This window comes from Streptomyces sp. CB01249 (assembly GCF_001905735.1).
Lineage (GTDB): Bacteria > Actinomycetota > Actinomycetes > Streptomycetales > Streptomycetaceae > Streptomyces.
In genome coordinates this window covers 124,862-146,351 of record NZ_LISW01000005.1, presented here as the reverse complement: position 1 = coordinate 146,351, position 21,490 = coordinate 124,862, and the positions used below count along the sequence as shown (strand labels likewise).

Annotated in this window: 18 protein-coding genes; 14 read left to right on the top strand and 4 right to left on the bottom strand. The window is 70.8% G+C overall.

Features of this window, described 5'->3' with window-relative positions:
• Positions 1–114: 114 nt before the first annotated feature.
• From yajC to AMK18_RS23250, 5 genes are all read left to right on the top strand, one after another.
• The gene (gene yajC, locus AMK18_RS23270) at positions 115–582 is read left to right on the top strand and encodes a preprotein translocase subunit YajC (protein ID WP_073864351.1); all 468 of its coding nucleotides are present in this window, start codon (positions 115–117) and stop codon (positions 580–582) included.
• Between the two features lie 148 nt (positions 583–730).
• Positions 731–2,485 (top strand): protein translocase subunit SecD, encoded by a 1,755-nt coding sequence (gene secD / locus AMK18_RS23265; protein WP_073864349.1) that lies wholly within the window; start codon positions 731–733, stop codon positions 2,483–2,485.
• Between the two features lies 1 nt (position 2,486).
• Positions 2,487–3,581 (top strand): protein translocase subunit SecF, encoded by a 1,095-nt coding sequence (gene secF, locus AMK18_RS23260; RefSeq protein WP_018103878.1) that lies wholly within the window; start codon positions 2,487–2,489, stop codon positions 3,579–3,581.
• Positions 3,581–4,132, top strand: a complete 552-nt coding sequence (locus tag AMK18_RS23255) for an adenine phosphoribosyltransferase (RefSeq protein WP_073864348.1) — start codon at positions 3,581–3,583, stop codon at positions 4,130–4,132. The genes secF and AMK18_RS23255 overlap by 1 nt, the downstream gene beginning before the upstream one ends.
• Before the next feature lie 150 nt (positions 4,133–4,282).
• Positions 4,283–6,841 carry a RelA/SpoT family protein gene (locus AMK18_RS23250; RefSeq protein WP_018103880.1) on the top strand — a complete coding sequence of 853 codons (2,559 nt, stop codon included), beginning with the start codon at positions 4,283–4,285 and terminating at the stop codon, positions 6,839–6,841.
• Positions 6,842–6,910: 69 nt separating this feature from the next.
• Here AMK18_RS23250 and AMK18_RS23245 read toward each other — a convergent pair whose 3' ends face one another.
• Both AMK18_RS23245 and AMK18_RS23240 read right to left on the bottom strand, forming a co-directional pair.
• Entirely contained in the window at positions 6,911–8,140 is a 1,230-nt protein-coding gene (locus tag AMK18_RS23245) for a DUF349 domain-containing protein (RefSeq protein ID WP_018103881.1), read from the bottom strand.
• Between the two features lie 173 nt (positions 8,141–8,313).
• Entirely contained in the window at positions 8,314–9,108 is a 795-nt protein-coding gene (locus AMK18_RS23240) for a peptidylprolyl isomerase (RefSeq protein WP_073864346.1), read from the bottom strand.
• Between the two features lie 149 nt (positions 9,109–9,257).
• Here AMK18_RS23240 and AMK18_RS23235 point away from each other — a divergent pair, with 149 nt between their 5' ends.
• The 4 genes from AMK18_RS23235 to AMK18_RS23220 all read left to right on the top strand — a co-directional run bounded on the left by AMK18_RS23235 (position 9,258) and on the right by AMK18_RS23220 (position 13,587).
• Entirely contained in the window at positions 9,258–9,953 is a 696-nt protein-coding gene (locus AMK18_RS23235; protein WP_073864344.1) for an MBL fold metallo-hydrolase, read from the top strand.
• A gap of 11 nt (positions 9,954–9,964) precedes the next feature.
• Positions 9,965–11,227, top strand: coding sequence for a histidine--tRNA ligase (gene hisS / locus AMK18_RS23230; protein ID WP_073864342.1), 1,263 nt, complete (start codon positions 9,965–9,967; stop codon positions 11,225–11,227).
• Between the two features lie 276 nt (positions 11,228–11,503).
• On the top strand, positions 11,504–12,139 hold the full coding sequence (locus AMK18_RS23225) for a vitamin K epoxide reductase family protein (protein ID WP_073864340.1): 636 nt from the start codon (positions 11,504–11,506) through the stop codon (positions 12,137–12,139).
• A 71-nt stretch (positions 12,140–12,210) separates the two neighbouring features.
• Entirely contained in the window at positions 12,211–13,587 is a 1,377-nt protein-coding gene (locus tag AMK18_RS23220) for a replication-associated recombination protein A (RefSeq protein ID WP_073864339.1), read from the top strand.
• Between the two features lie 31 nt (positions 13,588–13,618).
• Here AMK18_RS23220 and AMK18_RS23215 read toward each other — a convergent pair whose 3' ends face one another.
• A complete protein-coding gene (locus AMK18_RS23215) occupies positions 13,619–14,320 on the bottom strand; it encodes a DUF2470 domain-containing protein (protein ID WP_026171626.1) in 702 nt (233 codons plus the stop codon).
• Between the two features lie 188 nt (positions 14,321–14,508).
• Here AMK18_RS23215 and rpsD point away from each other — a divergent pair, with 188 nt between their 5' ends.
• Positions 14,509–15,123, top strand: a complete 615-nt coding sequence (rpsD, locus tag AMK18_RS23210) for a 30S ribosomal protein S4 (RefSeq protein WP_018103888.1) — start codon at positions 14,509–14,511, stop codon at positions 15,121–15,123.
• Here rpsD and AMK18_RS23205 read toward each other — a convergent pair.
• Positions 15,111–17,255, bottom strand: a complete 2,145-nt coding sequence (locus tag AMK18_RS23205) for an ATP-binding protein (RefSeq protein WP_107422359.1) — start codon at positions 17,253–17,255, stop codon at positions 15,111–15,113. The two genes, rpsD and AMK18_RS23205, sit on opposite strands and share 13 nt — an antisense overlap.
• 218 nt (positions 17,256–17,473) lie before the next feature.
• Here AMK18_RS23205 and AMK18_RS23200 point away from each other — a divergent pair, with 218 nt between their 5' ends.
• Genes AMK18_RS23200 through ruvX form a run of 4 tightly spaced genes read left to right on the top strand, consistent with a single transcriptional unit; the run spans position 17,474 to position 21,420 of the window.
• Complete coding sequence (locus AMK18_RS23200) at positions 17,474–17,914, top strand: DUF948 domain-containing protein (protein ID WP_018103889.1); 441 nt, start codon at positions 17,474–17,476, stop codon at positions 17,912–17,914.
• Between the two features lie 7 nt (positions 17,915–17,921).
• Complete coding sequence (locus AMK18_RS23195) at positions 17,922–18,269, top strand: DUF6167 family protein (RefSeq protein WP_018103890.1); 348 nt, start codon at positions 17,922–17,924, stop codon at positions 18,267–18,269.
• Entirely contained in the window at positions 18,269–20,938 is a 2,670-nt protein-coding gene (gene alaS / locus AMK18_RS23190) for an alanine--tRNA ligase (protein WP_018103891.1), read from the top strand. Before AMK18_RS23195 ends, alaS begins: the two co-directional genes overlap by 1 nt.
• A gap of 8 nt (positions 20,939–20,946) precedes the next feature.
• Positions 20,947–21,420 carry a Holliday junction resolvase RuvX gene (gene ruvX / locus AMK18_RS23185; protein ID WP_198957065.1) on the top strand — a complete coding sequence of 158 codons (474 nt, stop codon included), beginning with the start codon at positions 20,947–20,949 and terminating at the stop codon, positions 21,418–21,420.
• Positions 21,421–21,490 lie beyond the last annotated feature (70 nt).

Sequence of the window (21,490 nt, the reverse complement as noted above, 5' to 3'; positions counted from 1 at the left end):
TCCATCGATGCGGACTCGCTTAGACTCCGCCGATGCCGCCCGTAACGGGTCGGTGTATCCACCCCCGTAGACCAGGCCGTTCTCCAGTGCGGTCGTGCGAAGGAAACTCGTCCCGTGAATCCGTCCCTTCTCCTCCCCTTCATCGTGCTCATCGGGGCCATGTTCCTGATGACGCGGTCCGCCAAGAAGAAGCAGGCCGCGGCCGTTGCCATGCGCAACGAGATGCAGCCCGGCACCGGTGTCCGCACGATCGGGGGCATGTACGCCACCGTCAAGGAGCTTCACGACGACACGGTCCTCCTTGAGGTCGCTCCCGGCGTCCACGCCGTGTACGCGAAGAACGCGATCGGCGCCGTCCTCGACGACGCGGAGTACAACCGCATCGTCCATGGCGACGACCCGGAGCTCGACGTCGACGCCGCGGTCGTGCCCGACGACGCCTCCTCGCTGACCGAGGCCGACGACGCCAAGACCGACCTGGTCAAGAAGACCGACTCGGACGACGACGTCGAGGCCGACGCCGAGGCCGCGGACGACAAGAAGTCCGAGGGCAAGACCGACGGCGAGGCCGACGCGAAGTAGCACACCGCGACCCGGGGATGCCGTGAGAGCCCACAGGCGTCCGGCCCCCGGTGCGTGCGTGCCTTCGCGGGGGCGGGTCCCCACTTAACTTCGTGGCCGCTTGGGCGCATACCCGGCGCGGGGCGGTTGGACAGGGAGAATCAACAAGGTGGCAGCACCGAAGAAGGGCCGAGGCGCGGCCGGCGGTCAGGGGAACCCAGTGCGTTCCCTGGCGCTGATCCTGATCGCCATGGTCGCCCTCACGGGCGGGATGTTCCTGGCCCACCAGCCGACGCCGCGACTCGGCATCGACCTGGCGGGCGGCACCTCCATCACGCTGGAGGCCAAGGCCGAGCCGGGCCAGGAAAAGGCGATCAACAAGACCAACATGGACACTGCGGTCGACATCATGAACCGCCGTGTCAACGGTCTCGGGGTCAGCGAGGCCGAGGTCCAGACCCAGGGCAACAGCAACATCATCGTCAACATCCCCAAGGGCACGAACTCCGCCCAGGCCAGGGAGCAGGTCGGCACCACCGCCAAGCTGTACTTCCGGCCGGTGCTGACCGTCGCCGAGGGCACGCCCACCCCGGACCCCAGCGCCTCGCCCTCCGGCAAGGCCAGCAGCTCGCCCTCGCCGAAGGCCTCCGCCTCCGAGAAGGCGACGGACGGCGACAAGGCCACCAGCCCCTCGGACAAGCCGTCCGCGTCCGCCACCACCCAGGGCCGCGCGGTCACCGGCGCCCTGAAGGCCGACTCCTCGCCGTCGCCGAAGGCCAGCGCCACGCCGAAGGCCAGTGAGTCCGCGTCCGCCGAGGACCAGGCCGCCGCCGCCAAGCTCCAGGAGCAGTTCGCCTCGCTCGACTGCTCCAGCAAGGCGTCCCGCTCCAAGGCCGCCCTGGGCAGCAAGGCCGGCGACACCGTCGTGGCCTGCAGCCAGGAAGGCGACGCCAAGTACGTGCTCGGCCCGGCCGAGGTCTCCGGCACCGAGGTCAAGACCGCCAAGGCCGCCTTCGACCAGCAGCGCGGCATGTGGATCGTCCAGATGGAGTTCAGCGGCAAGGGCTCCAAGCAGTTCCAGACGATCACCAAGAAGCTCTCCACGCAGCAGCAGCCGCAGAACCAGTTCGCCATCGCGCTGGACGGCGAGGTCGTCTCCGCCCCCCGCGTCAGCGAGCAGCTGAGCGGCAGCGCCGAGATCTCCGGCAGCTTCAACCAGGAGTCCGCCGAGGCCCTGGCCAACCAGCTCTCCTACGGTGCGCTCCCGCTCTCCTTCAAGGAGCAGAGCGTCACCACCGTCACCGCCGCGCTCGGCGGCGAGCAGCTGAAGGCCGGGCTCATCGCCGGCGCCATCGGCCTCGCCCTCGTGGTCATCTACCTGGTGGCCTACTACCGCGGTCTGGCGTTCATCGCCCTGCTCAGCCTCCTGGTCTCCGGCATCCTCAGCTACACGATCATGTCGCTGCTCGGCCCGGCCATCGGCTTCGCGCTGAACCTGCCGGCCGTCTGCGGTGCCATCGTGGCCATCGGTATCACCGCCGACTCGTTCATCGTGTACTTCGAACGCGTACGGGACGAGATCCGCGAGGGCCGTACGCTGCGCCCCGCCGTGGAACGCGGCTGGCCGCGCGCCCGGCGCACCATCCTGGTCTCCGACTTCGTGTCGTTCCTCGCCGCCGCCGTGCTCTTCGTGGTCACCGTCGGCAAGGTCCAGGGCTTCGCGTTCACGCTGGGTCTCACCACCCTGCTCGACGTCGTCGTGGTCTTCTTCTTCACCAAGCCGCTCATGACGATCATGGCCCGCAAGAAGTTCTTCGCCAGCGGCCACCCGTGGTCCGGTCTGGACCCGAAGCGCCTCGGCGCGAAGCCGCCGCTGCGCCGCTCCCGTCGTGTCAACGCCCCCACCGAACCGAAGGAGGCGTGAGATGTCGCGACTCGGGAATCTCGGCGCCCGTCTCTACCGAGGCGAGGTCGGCTACGACTTCATCGGCAAGCGCAAGATCTGGTACGGCGTCTCCGTCCTGATCACCATCACGGCCATCCTCGGCCTGGTGGTCAGCGGCCTGAACATGGGCATCGAGTTCAAGGGCGGTGCCGTCTTCACCACCCCGAAGACGAGCGTGTCCGTCTCCGAGGCTGAGGACCTGGCGTCCGACGCCTCCGGCCACCAGGCCATCGTCCAGAAGCTCGGCAACGGCGGTCTGCGCATCCAGATCACCGAGGTCGACACCGCGAAGTCCGACCAGATCCAGGACAAGCTCGCCAAGGACCTCGACGTCCCGCGCGAGAAGATCGCGGCCGACCTCGTCGGTCCCAGCTGGGGCGAGCAGATCGCCAACAAGGCGTGGACCGGCCTCGGCGTCTTCATGATCCTGGTCGTGATCTACCTGGCCATCGCCTTCGAGTGGCGGATGGCCGTCGCGGCCCTGGTCGCGCTGATCCACGACATCACCATCACGGTGGGTGTCTACGCCCTGGTCGGCTTCGAGGTCACCCCGGGCACCGTGATCGGTCTGCTGACCATCCTCGGTTACTCCCTCTACGACACGGTCGTCGTCTTCGACAGCCTCAAGGAGGGCACGAAGGGGATCACCAAGCAGACCCGGTGGACGTACAGCGACGTCGCCAACCGCTCCATCAACAGCACGCTGGTCCGCTCGATCAACACCACCGTCGTCGCCCTGCTGCCGGTCGCCGGCCTGCTGTTCATCGGCGGCGGCGTCCTCGGCGCCGGCATGCTGAACGACATCTCGCTCGCCCTCTTCGTCGGCCTCGCGGCCGGTGCGTACTCCTCGATCTTCATCGCCACCCCGCTGGTCGCCGACCTCAAGGAACGCGAGCCGCAGATGAAGGCCCTGAAGAAGCGGGTCCTCGCCAAGCGCGCGGCCGCCGCCGCCAAGGGCGAGACCGAGGAGGACGAACGAGGCGAGGGCGACTACGAGGACGCCGCCCCCGCGGGTGCCGTCGTCGGACAGCGCCAGCAGCCGAGGGGCCACGGCCGGACCCCGGGGAAGCGCTGATGACCAGCACCACCGAGAGCACCAGGGAGCTGCTGCTCAGCCGCATCCGTGACGTGGCGGACTACCCGAAGCCGGGCGTGATGTTCAAGGACATCACCCCGCTGCTCGCGGACCCGGTCGCCTTCACGGCGCTCACCGACGCCCTCGCGGAGCTGTGCCTGCGGCACGGCGCCACGAAGATCGTCGGCCTGGAGGCCCGCGGCTTCATCCTGGCCGCGCCCGTCGCGGTCCGGGCCGGCCTCGGCTTCGTACCGGTCCGCAAGGCCGGGAAGCTGCCGGGGGCCACGCTCAGCCAGGCGTACGAGCTGGAGTACGGCACCGCCGAGATCGAGATCCACGCGGAGGACCTGTCCGCCGACGACCGGATCATGGTCATCGACGACGTGCTCGCCACCGGCGGCACCGCCGACGCGTCCCTGGAGCTCATCCGCCGGGCCGGCGCCCAGGTCGCCGGGGTCGCCGTCCTCATGGAGCTCGGCTTCCTGGCCGGCCGGGCCCGCCTGGCCGACAGCCTGCGCGGGGCCCCGCTGGAGGCCCTGATCACGGTCTGAGGACCTGCCGCACCGACGCCGACGGGCACCCGGGAACAACCGGGTGCCCGTCGGCGTTGTCAGGGCTCTCACGGTCCCCGGGGGAGGACCGGCCGCCGGGTCGTTACGATGGCCCTTCCGGGTGTGTCCGGATCCGCACGAGGAGCGCTCTTGCCAGACGAGGCCCAGCCAGTCGCCGCCCCGCAGCCCGACAAGCCCGGGGGCGCCTCCGCCACGCCCGCGAAGCAGCAGCCCGCGGAGAAGCCGAAGCCTCCGGCGCCCCAGCCCGGCACGGGCCCGGCGCCCGCCGAGGCCAACGGCCCCGCGCCCGCTTCCCCCGCCCAGCCGGCCGCACCCGCCCCGACCGCGCCCAAGCCCCCCGCGAAGCCCGCCGCCGGGTCCACCTCGCCCACCGGCCCGGCCTCCCGCTCCGGCGGCTCCTCCAACCGCGTCCGGGCCCGCCTCGCCCGGCTCGGCGTCCAGCGCTCCAGCCCGTACAACCCGGTCCTCGAACCGCTGCTGCGGATCGTCCGCGGCAACGACGCCAAGACCGAGACCGCCACGCTGCGCCAGATCGAGCGGGCCTACCAGGTCGCCGAGCGCTGGCACCGCGGCCAGAAGCGCAAGAGCGGCGACCCGTACATCACGCACCCGCTCGCCGTCACCACGATCCTCGCCGAGCTGGGTATGGATCCGGCCACCCTGATGGCCGGGCTGCTGCACGACACGGTCGAGGACACCGAGTACGGCCTGGACACCCTGCGCCGTGACTTCGGCGACCAGGTCGCCCTGCTGGTCGATGGCGTCACCAAGCTGGACAAGGTCAAGTTCGGCGAGGCCGCCCAGGCCGAGACCGTGCGCAAGATGGTCGTCGCCATGGCCAAGGACCCGCGCGTCCTGGTCATCAAGCTCGCCGACCGGCTGCACAACATGCGCACCATGCGGTATCTCAAGCGGGAGAAGCAGGAGAAGAAGGCCCGCGAGACGCTGGAGATCTACGCCCCGCTCGCCCACCGCCTGGGCATGAACACCATCAAGTGGGAGCTGGAGGACCTCGCCTTCGCGATCCTCTACCCCAAGATGTACGACGAGATCGTGCGGCTGGTCGCCGAGCGCGCGCCCAAGCGCGACGAATACCTCGCCATCGTCACCGACGAGGTCCAGGCCGACCTGCGCGCCGCCCGTATCAAGGCCACCGTCACCGGACGGCCCAAGCACTACTACAGCGTCTACCAGAAGATGATCGTGCGGGGCCGCGACTTCGCCGAGATCTACGACCTGGTGGGCATCCGCGTCCTCGTGGACACCGTCCGCGACTGCTACGCGGCGCTCGGCACCGTGCACGCGCGATGGAATCCGGTCCCCGGCCGGTTCAAGGACTACATCGCGATGCCCAAGTTCAACATGTACCAGTCGCTGCACACCACGGTGATCGGTCCCAGCGGCAAGCCCGTCGAGCTCCAGATCCGTACGTTCGACATGCACCGCCGCGCCGAGTACGGCATCGCCGCGCACTGGAAGTACAAGCAGGAGGCCGTCGCGGGCGCCTCCAAGGTCCGCACCGACGTCCCCAAGAACACCGGGCGCGGCCAGGACACCGTCAACGACATGGCGTGGCTCCGCCAGCTCCTGGACTGGCAGAAGGAGACCGAGGACCCCAGCGAGTTCCTGGAGTCCCTGCGCTTCGACCTCTCGCGCAACGAGGTCTTCGTCTTCACGCCCAAGGGCGACGTCATAGCGCTGCCCGCCGGGGCCACCCCGGTCGACTTCGCGTACGCCGTCCACACGGAGGTCGGCCACCGCACGATAGGAGCACGGGTCAACGGCCGGCTCGTGCCGCTGGAGTCCACGCTCGACAACGGCGACCTGGTCGAGGTCTTCACCTCGAAGGCGGCCGGCGCCGGGCCCTCCCGCGACTGGCTGGGCTTCGTCAAGTCGCCCCGGGCCCGCAACAAGATCCGCGCCTGGTTCTCCAAGGAGCGCCGCGACGAGGCGATCGAGCAGGGCAAGGACGCCATCGCGCGGGCCATGCGCAAGCAGAACCTGCCGATCCAGCGCATCCTGACCGGCGACTCGCTGGTGACCCTGGCGCACGAGATGCGCTACCCGGACATCTCCTCGCTGTACGCCGCGATCGGCGAGGGCCATGTGGCCGCCGCGGGCGTCGTGCAGAAGCTGGTCCAGGCCCTCGGCGGCGAGGACGCGGCCAACGAGGACCTGGAGGAGAGCACCCCGCCCTCCCGCAGCCGCACCAAGCGCCGCTCCAACGCCGACCCCGGGGTCGTCGTCAAGGGCGTGGACGACGTCTGGGTCAAACTCGCGCGCTGTTGTACGCCCGTGCCCGGCGACCCCATCATCGGCTTCGTCACCCGGGGCAGCGGCGTTTCCGTGCACCGCGCGGACTGCGTGAACGTCGACTCGCTCTCCCAGCAGCCGGAACGGATCCTGGAGGTCGAGTGGGCGCCCACCCAGTCCTCGGTCTTCCTGGTCGCCATCCAGGTCGAGGCCCTGGACCGGTCCCGGCTCCTGTCGGACGTCACCCGGGTCCTCTCGGACCAGCACGTCAACATCCTGTCCGCCGCCGTCCAGACGTCCCGGGACCGGGTGGCCACCTCGCGCTTCACCTTCGAGATGGGCGACCCGAAGCACCTCGGCCACGTCCTGAAGGCGGTACGGGGCGTGGAGGGCGTCTACGACGTCTACCGGGTGACCTCGGCCCGCCGCCCGTAGCACGCGTACAGGAGAGGGGCCCTTCCGCACCGTGCGGAAGGGCCCCTCTCCTGTACTACGGAAGCCGGATCAGCCGCCGAACTCCTCCAGGCCCTTGAGCGCCTGGTCGAGCAGGGCCTGCCGGCCCTCCAGCTCACGGGCCAGCTTGTCCGCGCGGGCGTTGTTGCCCGAGGCGCGGGCCGCGTCGATCTGGCCGCGCAGCTTGTCCACGGCCGCCTGGAGCTGACCGGTCAGACCCGCGGCGCGGGCCCGCGCCTCCGGGTTCGTCCGGCGCCACTCGGCCTCCTCGGCCTCCTGGAGCGTCCGCTCCACCGCCTGCATCCGTCCCTCGACCTTCGGACGGGCGTCACGCGGTACGTGGCCGATGGCCTCCCAGCGCTCGTTGATGCCCCGGAACGCGGCCCTGGCCGCCTTCAGGTCCCGCACCGGCACCAGCTTCTCGGCCTCGTCGGCGAGCTCCTCCTTCAGCTTGAGGTTCTCGCCCTGCTCCGCGTCGCGCTCCGCGAAGACCTCGCCACGGGCGGCGAAGAAGACGTCCTGAGCACCGCGGAAACGGTTCCACAGCTCGTCCTCGGCCTCGCGCTGGGCGCGGCCCGCCGCCTTCCACTGGGTCATCAGGTCGCGGTAGCGGGCGGCCGTGGCCCCCCAGTCCGTGGACCCGGAGAGCGACTCGGCCTCGGCGACCAGCTTCTCCTTGACCTTGCGGGCCTCCTCGCGCTGGGCGTCCAGCGAGGCGAAGTGGGCCTTGCGGCGCTTGGAGAACGCCGAGCGGGCGTGCGAGAAGCGGTGCCACAGCTCGTCGTCGGACTTGCGGTCGAGCCTGGGCAGGCCCTTCCACGTGTCCACGAGGGCGCGCAGCCGCTCGCCCGCGGAGCGCCACTGCTCGCTCTGCGCCAGCTCCTCGGCCTCGGCGACCAGGGCCTCCTTGGCGTGCTTCGCCTCGTCGGCCTGCTTCGCCTTCTGGGCCTTGCGCTCCTCGCGACGCGAATCGACCGTCGCGACGAGCGCGTCCAGCCGCTTGCGCAGCGCGTCCAGGTCGCCGACGGCGTGATGCTCGTCGACCTGGGTGCGCAGGTGCTCGATGGCGGTCGTCGCGTCCTTCGCGGACAGATCGGTGGTCTTCACCCGCCGTTCGAGGAGGCCGATCTCGACCACAATGCCCTCGTACTTGCGCTCGAAGTAGGCCAGGGCCTCCGCCGGTGAACCGGCCTGCCACGATCCGACAACCTGCTCGCCGTCGGCTGTACGCACGTACACGGTGCCCGTCTCATCGACTCGGCCCCACGGGTCGCTGCTCACAGCGCCTCCTCCACCTGATGCCCGCGAGGGGATCACCCCCCTGGCATCGTCCACAGTTTCCTGGGGCGGGCACCGCCCGCCCTGCACGACGCCAATCTAGGCGACGGGCCGCCCGGCTGTCCGCACTCAGCACGGCCGGATTTATTCGCCGCCCGGCGGGCCCGCCCCCTCGATCACTTCTTGTCGACGGTCAGCTTCGAGATGTTCACGGCCTTCTTCGGCGCCCCGTCGGGGCCGCCGCCGTCCACTCCGGCCTTGCCGACGGCCTGCACGGCCTTCAGCGACTTCGCGTCCATCGTGCCGAACGGCGTGTACGTGGGCGGCAGCTTGCTGTCCTTGTAGACCAGGAAGAACTGGCTGCCGCCGGTGTGCTCCTGACCGGTATTGGCCATCGCCACCGTGCCCGCCGGGTACGTCACCGAGCCGTCCGCGCCCGCCTTGCCCAGCGCGGTCAGGTTCTCGTCGGGGATCGTGTAGCCCGGACCGCCCGTGCCGTCGCCCTTGGGGTCGCCGCACTGGAGGACGTAGATGTTCTCCGTGGTCAGCCGGTGGCACTTGGTGCCGTCGAAGAACTTCTTGTCGGCCAGCGACTTGAAGGAGTTCGTCGTGTGCGGGGTCTTCGACGCGTCCATGGTGAACGCGATGTCGCCCTGGCTCGTCTTGAGCGACATCGTGTACGTGGCCTTCTTGTCGATCTTCATCGCGGGCTCGGGCTTCGCCTCCTCCGTGGGGGAGGGCGACGCCTCGGCCGACGGGCTCTGGCTCGCCGCCGCGTCCGTCTTGTCCTTGTCGTCGTTCCCGCTGGTGGCGAGGTACGTCGCGCCGCCGATGACCGCCACCACGGCGACCGCCGAGGTGATGGCGAGCGTCAGCCGCCTCGTACGCCGCCGGGCGTCCTCCCGGCGTCGCTGCTGCCGCTCGTACTTCTCCCGGGCGAGCTGCCGCCGCCGCTGATCGCTGGTGACCACCGGGTGTTCTCCTTGTACGTCGTGTGTTCGAGCCTGGGTCGCCCCGTACCGTATATGGGTTAGCTGTGGAATGAGGAGCGCCGGTAGGCTCTGAACTGCTGTGACCTCGCGGTCGCTCTTCCGCGTAGGACGACCATTTAAGGACGATCGTGCTGATTGCCGGGTTCCCCGCCGGGGCCTGGGGGACCAACTGTTACCTGGTCGCCCCCGCCGCGGGTGAGGAGTGCGTGATCATCGACCCGGGCCACCAGGCCGCCGCCGGAGTCGAGGAAACGCTGAGGAAGCATCGGCTCAAGCCCGTCGCCGTCGTCCTCACACACGGCCACATCGACCACGTCGCCTCGGTCGTCCCGGTGTGCGGCGCGCACGATGTCCCCGCCTGGATCCACCCCCGGGACCGCTACATGATGAGCGACCCGGAGAAGGCCCTCGGCCGCTCCATCGGGATGCCGCTCATGGGCGAACTGACGGTGGGCGAGCCGGACGACGTCCAGGAGCTGACCGACGGCGCCCGGTTGAGCCTCGCGGGCATGGAGTTCGGCGTCGCGCACGCGCCCGGCCATACCAAGGGGTCGGTGACGTTCAGGATGCCCGAGACCCCGGAGGTCCCCCCGGTCCTCTTCTCGGGCGACCTGCTCTTCGCCGGCTCCGTCGGACGCACCGACCTGCCCGGCGGCGACCACGCCGAGCTCCTCGAGTCGCTGGCCCGTGTGTGCCTGCCGCTCGACGACTCGACCGTGGTGCTGTCCGGCCACGGCCCCCAGACGACCATCGGCCGCGAGCGCGCCACCAACCCGTTTCTGACCGGGATGACCGGTGCGGACGCGCCCCGACGAGGAATGTGACGAGAGCGATCGTGAGCACCTTCAAGGCCCCCAAGGGCACGTACGACCTGACGCCGCCGGACTCCGCGAAGTACCTGGCGGTGCGCGAGGCGATCGCCGCCCCGCTGAAGAACTCCGGCTACGGCTACATCGAGACCCCCGGCTTCGAGGACGTGGCCCTCTTCTCGCGCGGCGTCGGTGAGTCCACCGACATCGTGACCAAGGAGATGTACACCCTCACCACCAAGGGCGGCTCCCAGCTCGCCCTGCGCCCCGAGGGCACCGCTTCGGTGCTCCGCGCGGCCCTGGAGGCCAACCTCCACAAGCTGGGCAACCTGCCGGTCAAGCTCTGGTACTCCGGCTCGTACTACCGCTACGAGCGCCCGCAGAAGGGCCGCTACCGCCACTTCTCGCAGGTCGGGGCGGAGGCCATCGGCGCCGAGGACCCGGCGCTCGATGCCGAGCTGATCATCCTGGCCGACCAGGCGTACCGTGCGCTGGGCCTGCGCGAGTTCCGGATCCTGCTGAACTCGCTGGGCGACAAGGAGTGCCGCCCCGTCTACCGGGACGCGCTCCAGGGCTTCCTGCGCGAACTCGACCTGGACGAGGAGACCCGCCGGCGCATCGAAATCAACCCGCTGCGCGTCCTGGACGACAAGCGCCCCGAGGTCCAGAAGCAGCTGACCGGCGCCCCGGTGCTGCGCGACTTCCTCTGCGACGCGTGCAAGGCGTACCACGAGCAGGTCCGCGACCTGCTCAACGAGGCCGGGGTGATCTACGAGGACGACGAGAAGCTGGTCCGCGGCCTCGACTACTACACGCGCACCACCTTCGAGTTCGTCCACGACGGCCTCGGCTCGCAGTCCGCGGTGGGCGGCGGCGGCCGCTACGACGGGCTCTCCGAGATGATCGGCGGCCCGGCGCTCCCGTCGGTCGGCTGGGCGCTCGGCGTGGACCGCACGGTCCTCGCCCTGGAGGCCGAGGGCATCGAGCTGGACCTGCCCTCCACCACCAGCGTCTTCGCGGTCCCGCTCGGCGAGGAGGCCCGCCGGGTCCTGTTCGGCGTCGTCACCCGGCTGCGCCGGGAGGGCGTGGCCGCGGACTTCGCGTACGGCGGCCGGGGGCTGAAGGGCGCGATGAAGAGCGCCAACCGCTCGGGCGCCCGGTTCACGATCGTGGCCGGCGAGCGCGACCTGGCCGAGGGCCACGTCCAGCTCAAGGACATGGAGTCCGGCGAGCAGATGCCGGTCCCCGTCTCCGACGTGGTCGAGACGGTCCGCGCGCGCCTCGCCTGAGACGTGCGGGGGGCGGGCGGTGGGCCCGCCCCCTCGCGTCAATGTGGTGGGCGCGGATTCATCCCGCACGGTGATTCCGGCTGTGCGGGAGGTGACGCCGGGGTGAGAGGCCTGCGGGGTGTGAGGGACCTCGTCGCGGCTGCGGGGCCCGGGATCCGCTCCGGGACCGGGCCGCTCGGGTGCGTACGTCTTTATGTGCATCGAACGGAAGAGCGGCCCGGCCGTGCGGCACAATGACCCTGCCCCAGCAGGCTACTCAGTGACGGAAACGGCGATATGACGACTGCAGCGGTTGACCATCCCTCCTCCGACCAGGACGAGAGGGGCGGGAAGCGGACCATCGGCGGCAGCCGCGCGCTGGCCATCCTGCTCATGATCACGGGCGCCGCCGGAACGCTCGCCGCATGGGTCATCACGCTCGACAAGCTCAAGATGATGGAGGACCCCTCCTTCGTCCCCGGGTGCAGCCTCAACCCCGTGGTCGCCTGCGGCAACATCATGAAGAGCGAGCAGGCGTCCGCCTTCGGCTTCCCCAACCCCTGGCTCGGCATGGTCACCTACCCGGTGATCATCGCCATCGGCCTGGCCATCCTCGCCGGAGCCCGCTTCCGCCCCTGGTACTGGCTCGGCATGAACGCGGGCACGCTGTTCGGCGTCGGCTTCTGCACCTGGCTCCAGTACCAGTCGCTGTACAACATCAACTCGCTGTGCCTGTGGTGCTGCCTGGCCTGGGTCGCCACCATCCTGATGTTCTGCTACGTCACCACGCACAACATCCGGCACCGGATCATCCCCGCGCCCTCCTGGCTGCGCAACGGCCTCACCGAGTTCCACTGGGTTCCCCCGGTGCTGTGGATCGGCATCATCGGCATGCTGATCCTGACCCGCTGGTGGGACTTCTGGACCAGCTGACCCGCGCCGTACCGCCGGGCCGGACGACCGGCCCGGAGGCGTTGTCAGTGCGGTGACATAGGCTTCGAGACGTGGAGCCCGACCTCTTTACCGCCGCTGCCGAAGACCGCCAGGAGAAGGATCCGTCCAGCAGCCCGCTGGCCGTCCGGATGCGTCCCCGTACCCTGGACGAGGTCGTCGGCCAGCAGCATCTGCTCAAGCCGGGCTCGCCCCTGCGCCGCCTGGTCGGCGAGAGCGGCGGCGGACCGGCCGGCCCCTCGTCGGTCATCCTCTGGGGCCCGCCCGGGACCGGCAAGACCACCCTCGCGTACGTGGTCAGCAAGGCGACGAACAAGCGGTTCGTGGAGCTCTCCGCGATCACCGCCGGCGTCAAGGAAGTCCGCGCCGTGATCGAGGGCGCCCGCCGCGCCACCGGGGGGTACGGCAAGGAGACCGTCCTCTTCCTGGACGAGATCCACCGCTTCTCCAAGGCCCAGCAGGACTCCCTGCTCCCCGCCGTCGAGAACCGCTGGGTCACCCTGATCGCCGCCACCACGGAGAACCCGTACTTCTCCGTCATCTCCCCGCTCCTCTCGCGCTCGCTGCTGCTCACGCTGGAGCCCCTGACCGACGACGACCTGCGCGGCCTGCTGCGCCGCGCCCTCACCGACGAGCGCGGGCTCGGCGGCGCGGTGGGCCTGCCGGAGGACGCCGAGGAGCACCTGCTGCGCATCGCCGGGGGCGACGCCCGCCGCGCGCTGACCGCCCTGGAGGCCGCCGCCGGGGCCGCGCTGTCCAAGCAGGAGGAGGAGATCACGCTCCTCACCCTGGAGGAGACCGTCGACCGGGCGGCCGTGAAGTACGACCGGGACGGCGACCAGCACTACGACGTGGCCAGCGCCCTGATCAAGTCGATCCGGGGCTCCGACGTCGACGCGGCCCTGCACTACCTGGCCCGCATGATCGAGGCGGGGGAGGACCCGCGTTTCATCGCCCGGCGGCTGATGATCTCGGCCAGCGAGGACATCGGCCTCGCCGACCCCACGGCGCTGCCCACCGCGGTCGCGGCCGCCCAGGCGGTGGCCCTGATCGGCTTTCCCGAGGCGGCGCTCACCCTCAGCCACGCCACCATCGCGCTGGCCCTCGCCCCCAAGTCCAACGCGGCGACGCTGGCGATCTCCGCCGCCCGCGAGGACATCCGCAAGGGGCTGGCCGGCCCGGTCCCGGCCCATCTGCGCGACGGCCACTACAAGGGCGCGGCCAAGCTGGGCCACGCCCAGGGCTACGTCTACCCGCACGACGTGCCCGGTGGCATCGCCGCCCAGCAGTACGCGCCGGACGCGGTGAGCGACAAGCAGTACTACCGCCCCACCCGCTACGGCGCCGAGGCGCGGTGCGCGGACGTGGTGGACCGGGTCAGGGAGCGGCTGGGCCGGGCGGACGGCGAGGACGGGACGGGCACGGCCTGAGTCCGTGCCCGGCGGGCGTCCGACGCGCTCCTCAGTGACCGGCGGCCGCGAAGAGCGTGTGCATGGCGTGGCTGAGTTCCACCACGTCCCGCACCGGCTCGGGGAACTCGAAGCGGGCGTCGAAGCAGCCGCCCTCCTGCTCGCAGAAGCGCACCCGCAGCCCGAACCGGTCAAGCACCAGCGGCACCACGGCCGGCCGGTGCTCGGGGCAGGAGCACACGGCCCGCTCGCCGAGCAGTTCGCACAGCGACGCCAGCTCCTCCGTGTGCGAGGAGTAGAGGTGCTGGAGCAGCTCGGCCTCGTGGAGGGCGAGCGGGTCGGGGGCGGCGTCGCGGAAGCTCTCGGCCTCGACGTCCTCCACGCCCCACAGGTCGTCGATGTGCGCCTCGTCGGTCTCCAGGCGGAGCATCATCCGGCCGGGGCCCGCCATTCCGGGGACGGCGGTCAGCCAGCCGCTGACTCGGGCGCGGCCCCGGATCCGGTGGGGTACCGAGACCGGGGCGACGTCCGTGACCTCCAGCACGGCCGGCAGCTCGTCGTCCTGGGCGTGCGTCGCGGCCCGTACGGCCGGGGAGTCCGCGGGGAATTCCAGGAACAGATCGCCGTCCGGTCCCACGCCCCGGGAAAGCGGCATGAGCTGGTCCGAGCCCGCGGCTTCGAGCCCGGGAACGAGCAGTACCGCGGAGCAGGTACTCTGTACGAGAGTTCGTGTGCGCTCGGCTGCTGACGGCATCCGTGTGATTTCAAGCCCGCTGGGACGCGGCTGACCACGATCTGATCGGTCCTCCGTCATCTCGACGCCATCAGGCGCGTCGATGCTGTCTGTGCTGTCCGTGACGTGTGTGGTGTTCCCAGGGCGAGACATGCGATCTCCTTGAGTAAGGTGAGCCTAACCTAACCTACAACGGAGGTCTGGAGAACGTGCCTAATCAGTCGCGTCCCAAGGTCAAGAAGAGCCGCGCGCTCGGCATCGCGCTGACGCCGAAGGCGGTCAAGTACTTCGAGGCCCGCCCCTACCCGCCGGGCGAGCACGGCCGCGGCCGCAAGCAGAACTCGGACTACAAGGTCCGTCTGCTCGAGAAGCAGCGTCTGCGTGCGCAGTACGACATCAGCGAGCGCCAGATGGCGCGTGCCTACGACCGCGCCAAGAAGGCCGAGGGCAAGACGGGCGAGGCGCTGGTCGTCGAGCTCGAGCGCCGCCTCGACGCGCTGGTCCTGCGTTCCGGTATCGCCAAGACGATCTACCAGGCGCGCCAGATGGTCGTCCACGGCCACATCGAGGTCAACGGTGGCAAGGTCGACAAGCCGTCGTTCCGCGTCCGTCCGGACGACATCGTCATGGTCCGTGAGCGCAGCCGCGACAAGCACCCCTTCCAGGTTGCTCGCGAGGGTGGTTACGACACCGACGGTGAGACCCCGCGCTACCTGCAGGTGAACCTGAAGGCCCTGGCCTTCCGCCTTGACCGGGACCCGAACCGCAAGGAAATCCCCGTGATCTGCGACGAGCAGCTCGTCGTCGAGTACTACGCCCGCTGATCCAGGCGTAGCCGCTCTTCACCGGCGCTCAGGCCCGCCCCTTCCCGGTCCCCGGGGAGGCGGCGGGCTTTCGCGTTCTCCCGCCCCAGCAGCGCCCGGGCGACCGCCGCGTCCGGCGCCAGCTCACCGCCCGCGCCGAGCGCCGCCGCGTACCGCGCCCCGCCCAGCTCCCGCAGCGCCAGCTCCTCGCAGCGGGCCCTCGGCGCCCCGTAGTACGCCGAGCCGAACAGCGGCAGCCCCACCGAGGGCCAGATCCGGTCGGCCGCCCCCTGGAGCAGCGCCGCCTCGGCCGCGTCCCCCTCGGTGACCGTGACCAGGGCCAGCAGTTCGAGGACCAGGACCGTGCCGAGCAGGTCGTGGAAGCCGTGGCTGATGGCGAGCGATTCGAGGAGCAGCCCCCGGGCCCGCTCGGGGTCGCCCCGCTCCAGGGCGGCGTAGGCCAGGACGTACAGCGCGTAGCTCAGGGCCCACCGCTCGCCGTGGTCCTCGCAGATGTCCCGGACCTCCTCGCAGATCGCGACGGCCCGCTCCGCGTCCCCCAGGAAGCCGGTGGCCATAGCCAGTTCGACCTGGGCCATCAGGACGTTGCTGTTCAGCTCGCCCAGCTCCCGGTAGCGGGCGAGCGCGTCGTCCAGGAGGCCCCGGGCGCGCTCCATGTCGTCGGTGACCAGGGCCAGGCATCCGGTGCGGTGCACGGCGTACGCGGCGGCGGTGGCGTCGCCCGCCGCCTCGGCCTCCTCCCGGCACTCCGTCAGTGCGGAGATCGCCCCCACCGGGTCCCCCTGGAGGACGGCCACGTAGCCCAGCACCCACAGGGCCTTCAGCCGCGAGGAGTCGTACGGGGTCTCCTCCTCCAGTACGTGCTCCAGCCAGTGCCGGCCCTCCGAGAGGCGCCCGCAGCCGACCCACAGGAACCACAGCGTGCCCGCCAGGTACTGCGCCAGATGCGCTTCCTGCGGGGACTCCAGGGAGCATTCCATGGCCCGGCGCAGATTCGGCAGCTCGCTCTCGGCCCGGGCCGCCACCTCTGCCTGCCGGGGGCTGAACCAGTCCAGCTCGCACCAGGTCGCGAGCCCCAGGAACCAGTCGCGGTGACGGCGGCGCAGCCGGTCGGTGTCCCCGGTGGCGGCCAGCCACTCGGCCCCGTACTCGCGCACGGTGTCCAGCATCCGGTAGCGGGTCCCAGCGGGGGAGTCCTCACGCAGCACCACGGACTGGGCCAGCAGCCCCGACAGCACGTCGAGCACCGAATCGGCGGGCAGGTCGGGCCCGCTGCAGATGTACTCGACGGCCTCCAGGTCGAACTGCCCGGCGAAGACCGAGAGCCGGGCCCACAGCAGCCGCTGCGGCGGCGCGCACAGCTCATGGCTCCAGCCGATGGCCGTCCGCAGCGTCTGGTGCCGCTCCAGCGCGCCCCGGCTGCCCCCGGTCAGCAGCCGGAAGCGGTCGTCCAGCCGTTGCAGCACCTGCTCGGTCGACAGGGCCCGCAGCCGCCCCGCCGCCAGCTCCAGGGCCAGCGGGATCCCGTCGAGCCGGCGGCACAGCTCCCGGGCGTGGGCGCGGCCGCGCTCGGTCAGCCGGAAGTCGGGGCGCACCCCGGCGGCCCGCTCGGCGAACAGCCGGAGCGCGTCCTCGTCGGTCATGGTCGCGAGCGGGTGGACGGCCTCGCCCGCCAGCTCCAGCGGCAGCCGGCCCGCCGCCAGGACCCGCAGCCGCGGGGCGCGGCGCAGCAGCTCCCGCACCAGCGCGGCGCACTCGTCCACCAGGTGCTCGAAGCCGTCGATCACCAGCAGGAGGCCGAGGTCGGCGCAGTGCTCCACGATCGCCGCGCGGGGCGGCCGGGCGGTGTGGTCGGTGAGCCCCAGCGCCTCGGCCACGGCGTGTTCCAGCAGATCGGCGTCGTGGACGGCGGACAGCTCCACCAGCCACACCCCGTCGCAGTACCGTTTCTCCAACAGCGCCGCGGCTCTGGTGACCAGGCGGGTCTTGCCGACTCCGCCCACCCCGGTCACGGTCACGAGCCGGGACTCGTCGAGGGAGCGGGCGAGAGCGGCCAACTCGCTCTCCCGGCCCACGAAGTCGTTCAGCTCGGCGGGCAGATTGCCCGGGTGCGGATTCTGAGGGCGTCGCATGAGACACGCAGAGTACTGGCTTGAAAGCGCTCCGTACAATCTCGTCCCGCTCATCCCCGCCGCACGCCCCGTCGATGCGGTGCGGGGCGTGAGCCCCGGCGCGATAGGCTCGGGGGAAGGCGAACCGGCCGCCGTGACGGCCCTCGCCGCAGAGCAGGAGAACAAGACAGAGACTGACGACAAGCCAGAGAGCGCGGTGCACTGTGTCCGGTGGTGAGGTGGCCGGGATCATCGTGGCCGTCTTCTGGGCGATCCTGGTTTCGTTCCTCGCCGTCGTGCTGGTGAGGCTCGCCCAGACGCTCAGGGCGACCACCAAACTCGTGGCGGACGTGACCGAACAGGCCGTCCCCCTGCTCGCGGACGCTTCCGCGACCGTACGCTCCGCGCAGACCCAGCTGGACAAGGTCGACGCCATCGCGACGGACGTGCAGGAAGTCACCTCCAACGCCTCCGCGCTCTCCACCACGGTCGCCTCCACCTTCGGCGGGCCGCTGGTCAAGGTCGCCGCGTTCGGCTACGGGGTCCGGCAGGCCATCGGCCGCCGGTCCGCGCCCGAACCGGAGGCGCGGTCCCGGCGCTCGGTGATCGTCGGCCGGACCGTCCCGTCCGCGCGCGGCAGGAAGCGCGGCGGCCGAAATTCCCGCGGATCTAAGGACTGACGCAGCGATGTTCCGCCGTACGTTCTGGTTCACCGCCGGCGCAGCCGCCGGGGTATGGGCCACCACCAAGGTCAACCGGAAGATCAAGCAGCTGACCCCCGAAAGCCTCGCGGCGCAGGCCGCCGACAAGGCGATCGTGGCCGGTCACAAGCTCAAGGACTTCGCGCTGGACGTCCGCGAGGGCATGGTCAGGCGCGAGGCCGAACTCGGCGAGGCGCTGGGCCTCGAAGCGGCTGACCCCCGCGAACTGCCCCCGGCGCGCCGCCCGGCCATCGAGGCGGCCGACGCGGACCCGGCCCCCGCCACCTACCGCAAGCTTCCCTACCACTCGTACAACCGGAATGAGGACCACTGATGGAGTCGGCAGAAATTCGTCGCCGCTGGCTGAGCTTCTACGAGGAGCGCGGTCACACCGTTGTCCCTTCGGCGTCGCTCATCGCGGACGACCCGACTCTGCTGCTGGTCCCCGCCGGCATGGTGCCCTTCAAGCCCTACTTCCTCGGTGAGGTCAAGCCGCCCGCGCCGCGCGTCACCAGCGTGCAGAAGTGCGTGCGTACGCCGGACATCGAGGAGGTCGGCAAGACCACCCGGCACGGCACCTTCTTCCAGATGTGCGGCAACTTCTCGTTCGGCGACTACTTCAAGGAAGGCGCCATCGAGTACGCCTGGGAGCTGCTGACCAGCTCCGTGGCGGACGGCGGCTTCGGGCTCGACCCCGAGCGCCTGTGGATCACCGTCTACCTGGACGACGACGAGGCCGAGGCAATCTGGCGCGACAGGATCGGCGTCCCGGCCGAGCGCATCCAGCGCCTGGGCAAGAAGGACAACTTCTGGTCCATGGGCGTTCCCGGCCCCTGCGGCCCGTGCTCCGAGATCAACTACGACCGCGGTCCGGAGTTCGGCGTCGAGGGCGGCCCGGCCGTCAACGACGAGCGCTACGTGGAGATCTGGAACCTGGTCTTCATGCAGTACGAGCGCGGCGCCGGCGAGGGCAAGGACGACTTCCCGATCCTCGGCGACCTGCCCTCCAAGAACATCGACACCGGTCTCGGCCTCGAACGCCTCGCGATGATCCTGCAGGGCGTGCAGAACATGTACGAGACCGACACCCTGCGCGTCGTCATGGACCGCGCCACCGAGCTGACCGGGGTGCGCTACGGCGCGGCCGACGCCACCGACGTCTCCCTGCGCGTGGTCGCCGACCACATCCGCACCTCCGTCATGCTCATCGGCGACGGCGTCACCCCCGGCAACGAGGGCCGCGGCTACGTGCTGCGCCGCATCATGCGCCGCGCCATCCGCAACATGCGCCTGATGGGCGCCACCGGCTCCGTCGTCCGCGAGCTGGTCGACGTCGTGGTCAACACGATGGGGCAGCAGTACCCGGAGCTGATCACCGACCGCAAGCGCATCGAGACCGTCGCGCTCGCCGAGGAAGCCGCGTTCCTGAAGGCCCTCAAGGGCGGCACCAACATCCTGGAGACCGCGGTCACCGAGACCAAGGCCTCCGGCGGCACGGTCCTCGCCGGCGACAAGGCGTTCCTGCTCCACGACACCTGGGGCTTCCCGATCGACCTCACCCTGGAGATGGCCGCCGAGCAGGGGCTCTCCGTGGACGAGGACGGGTTCCGCCGCCTCATGCAGGAGCAGCGGGCCAAGGCCAAGGCCGACGCCAAGGCCAAGAAGACCGGCCACGCCGACCTCTCCGCCTACCGCGAGGTCGCCGACAACTCCGGCGTCACCGAGTTCACCGGCTACACCATGACCGAGGGCGAGTCGACCATCGTCGGCCTCCTCGTGGACGGTGTCCCCTCGCCCGCCGCCACCGAGGGCGACGAGGTCGAGGTCGTCCTCGACCGCACCCCGTTCTACGCCGAGGGCGGCGGCCAGCTCGCCGACCAGGGCCGCATCCGGCTCGACAGCGGCGCCGTGATCGTGGTCCGCGACGTCCAGCAGCCGGTCCCGGGCGTCTCCGTGCACAAGGGCTCCGTCCAGGTCGGCGAGGTCACGGTCGGCGCGTCCGCGTACGCGGCCATCGACTCCACCCGCCGCCGCGCCATCGCCCGCGCCCACAGCGCCACGCACCTCACGCACCAGGCGCTGCGTGACGCGCTCGGCCCGACGGCCGCCCAGGCCGGTTCGGAGAACTCCCCGGGCCGCTTCCGCTTCGACTTCGGTTCGCCCGCCGCCGTTCCCGGCACGGTCCTCACCGACGTCGAGCAGAAGATCAACGAGGTCCTGGCCCGCGAGCTCGACGTGCAGGCCGAGGTCATGTCGATCGGCGAGGCGAAGAAGCAGGGCGCCATCGCGGAGTTCGGCGAGAAGTACGGCGAGCGCGTCCGCGTCGTCACCATCGGGGACTTCTCCAAGGAGCTCTGCGGCGGTACGCACGTCCACAACACCGCCCAGCTCGGCCTGGTCAAGCTGCTCGGCGAGTCCTCCATCGGGTCCGGCGTGCGCCGCATCGAGGCCCTGGTCGGCGTCGACGCGTACAACTTCCTGGCCCGGGAGCACACGGTCGTCGCCCAGCTCCAGGAGCTGGTCAAGGGCCGCCCCGAGGAGCTGCCGGAGAAGATCGCGGGCATGCTCGGCAAGCTGAAGGACGCCGAGAAGGAGATCGAGAAGTTCCGCGCGGAGAAGGTCCTCGCGGCCGCCGCCGGTCTCGTGGACTCCGCGATCGACGTCCGGGGCATCGCCCTGGTCACCGGCCAGGTGCCGGACGGCACCTCCGCCGACGACCTGCGCAAGCTCGTCCTCGACGTGCGCGGCCGCATCCAGGGCGGCCGCCCGGCCGTCGTCGCGCTGTTCACGACGGCCAACGGGCGCCCGCTGACCGTCATCGCGACCAACGAGGCGGCCCGCGAGCGCGGCCTCAAGGCCGGCGACCTCGTCCGTACCGCCGCCAAGACCCTCGGCGGCGGGGGCGGCGGCAAGCCGGACGTCGCCCAGGGCGGCGGCCAGAACCCGGAGGCGATCGGCGACGCCGTCGCCGCCGTCGAACGCCTCGTCACCGAGACGGCGTGACGCCGGGCATGACGGAGATGCGCCGCGGTCGCCGGCTGGCGATCGACGTCGGGGACGCCCGGATCGGGGTCGCCTCGTGCGACCCCGACGGGATCCTCGCGACGCCGGTGGAGACCGTGCCGGGACGCGATGTCCCGGCCGCCCACCGGCGGCTGGGACAGATCGTCGCGGAGTACGAACCGATCGAGGTCGTCGTCGGACTGCCGCGCTCCCTGGGCGGCGGAGAGGGTCCGGCCGCCGCCAAGGTCCGCGCCTTCGCCGATGTGCTCGCCCGAGCGGTCGCACCCATTCCGGTGCGCCTGCTGGACGAGAGGATGACCACAGTGACGGCCAGCCAGGGGCTGCGTGCCTCGGGCGTGAAGTCCAAAAAGGGCCGATCCGTCATCGACCAGGCTGCCGCTGTGGTGATCCTGCAGAACGCTCTGGAGTCGGAGCGCTCTTCGGGCAATCCGCCGGGCGAGGCCGTCGAAGTAGTGGTCTGATCGCAATACGGTAACGTTCCGCGCGATGCGGCGGTGTTCGAACAAACACCGCACAGCAAAGAGACGGAAC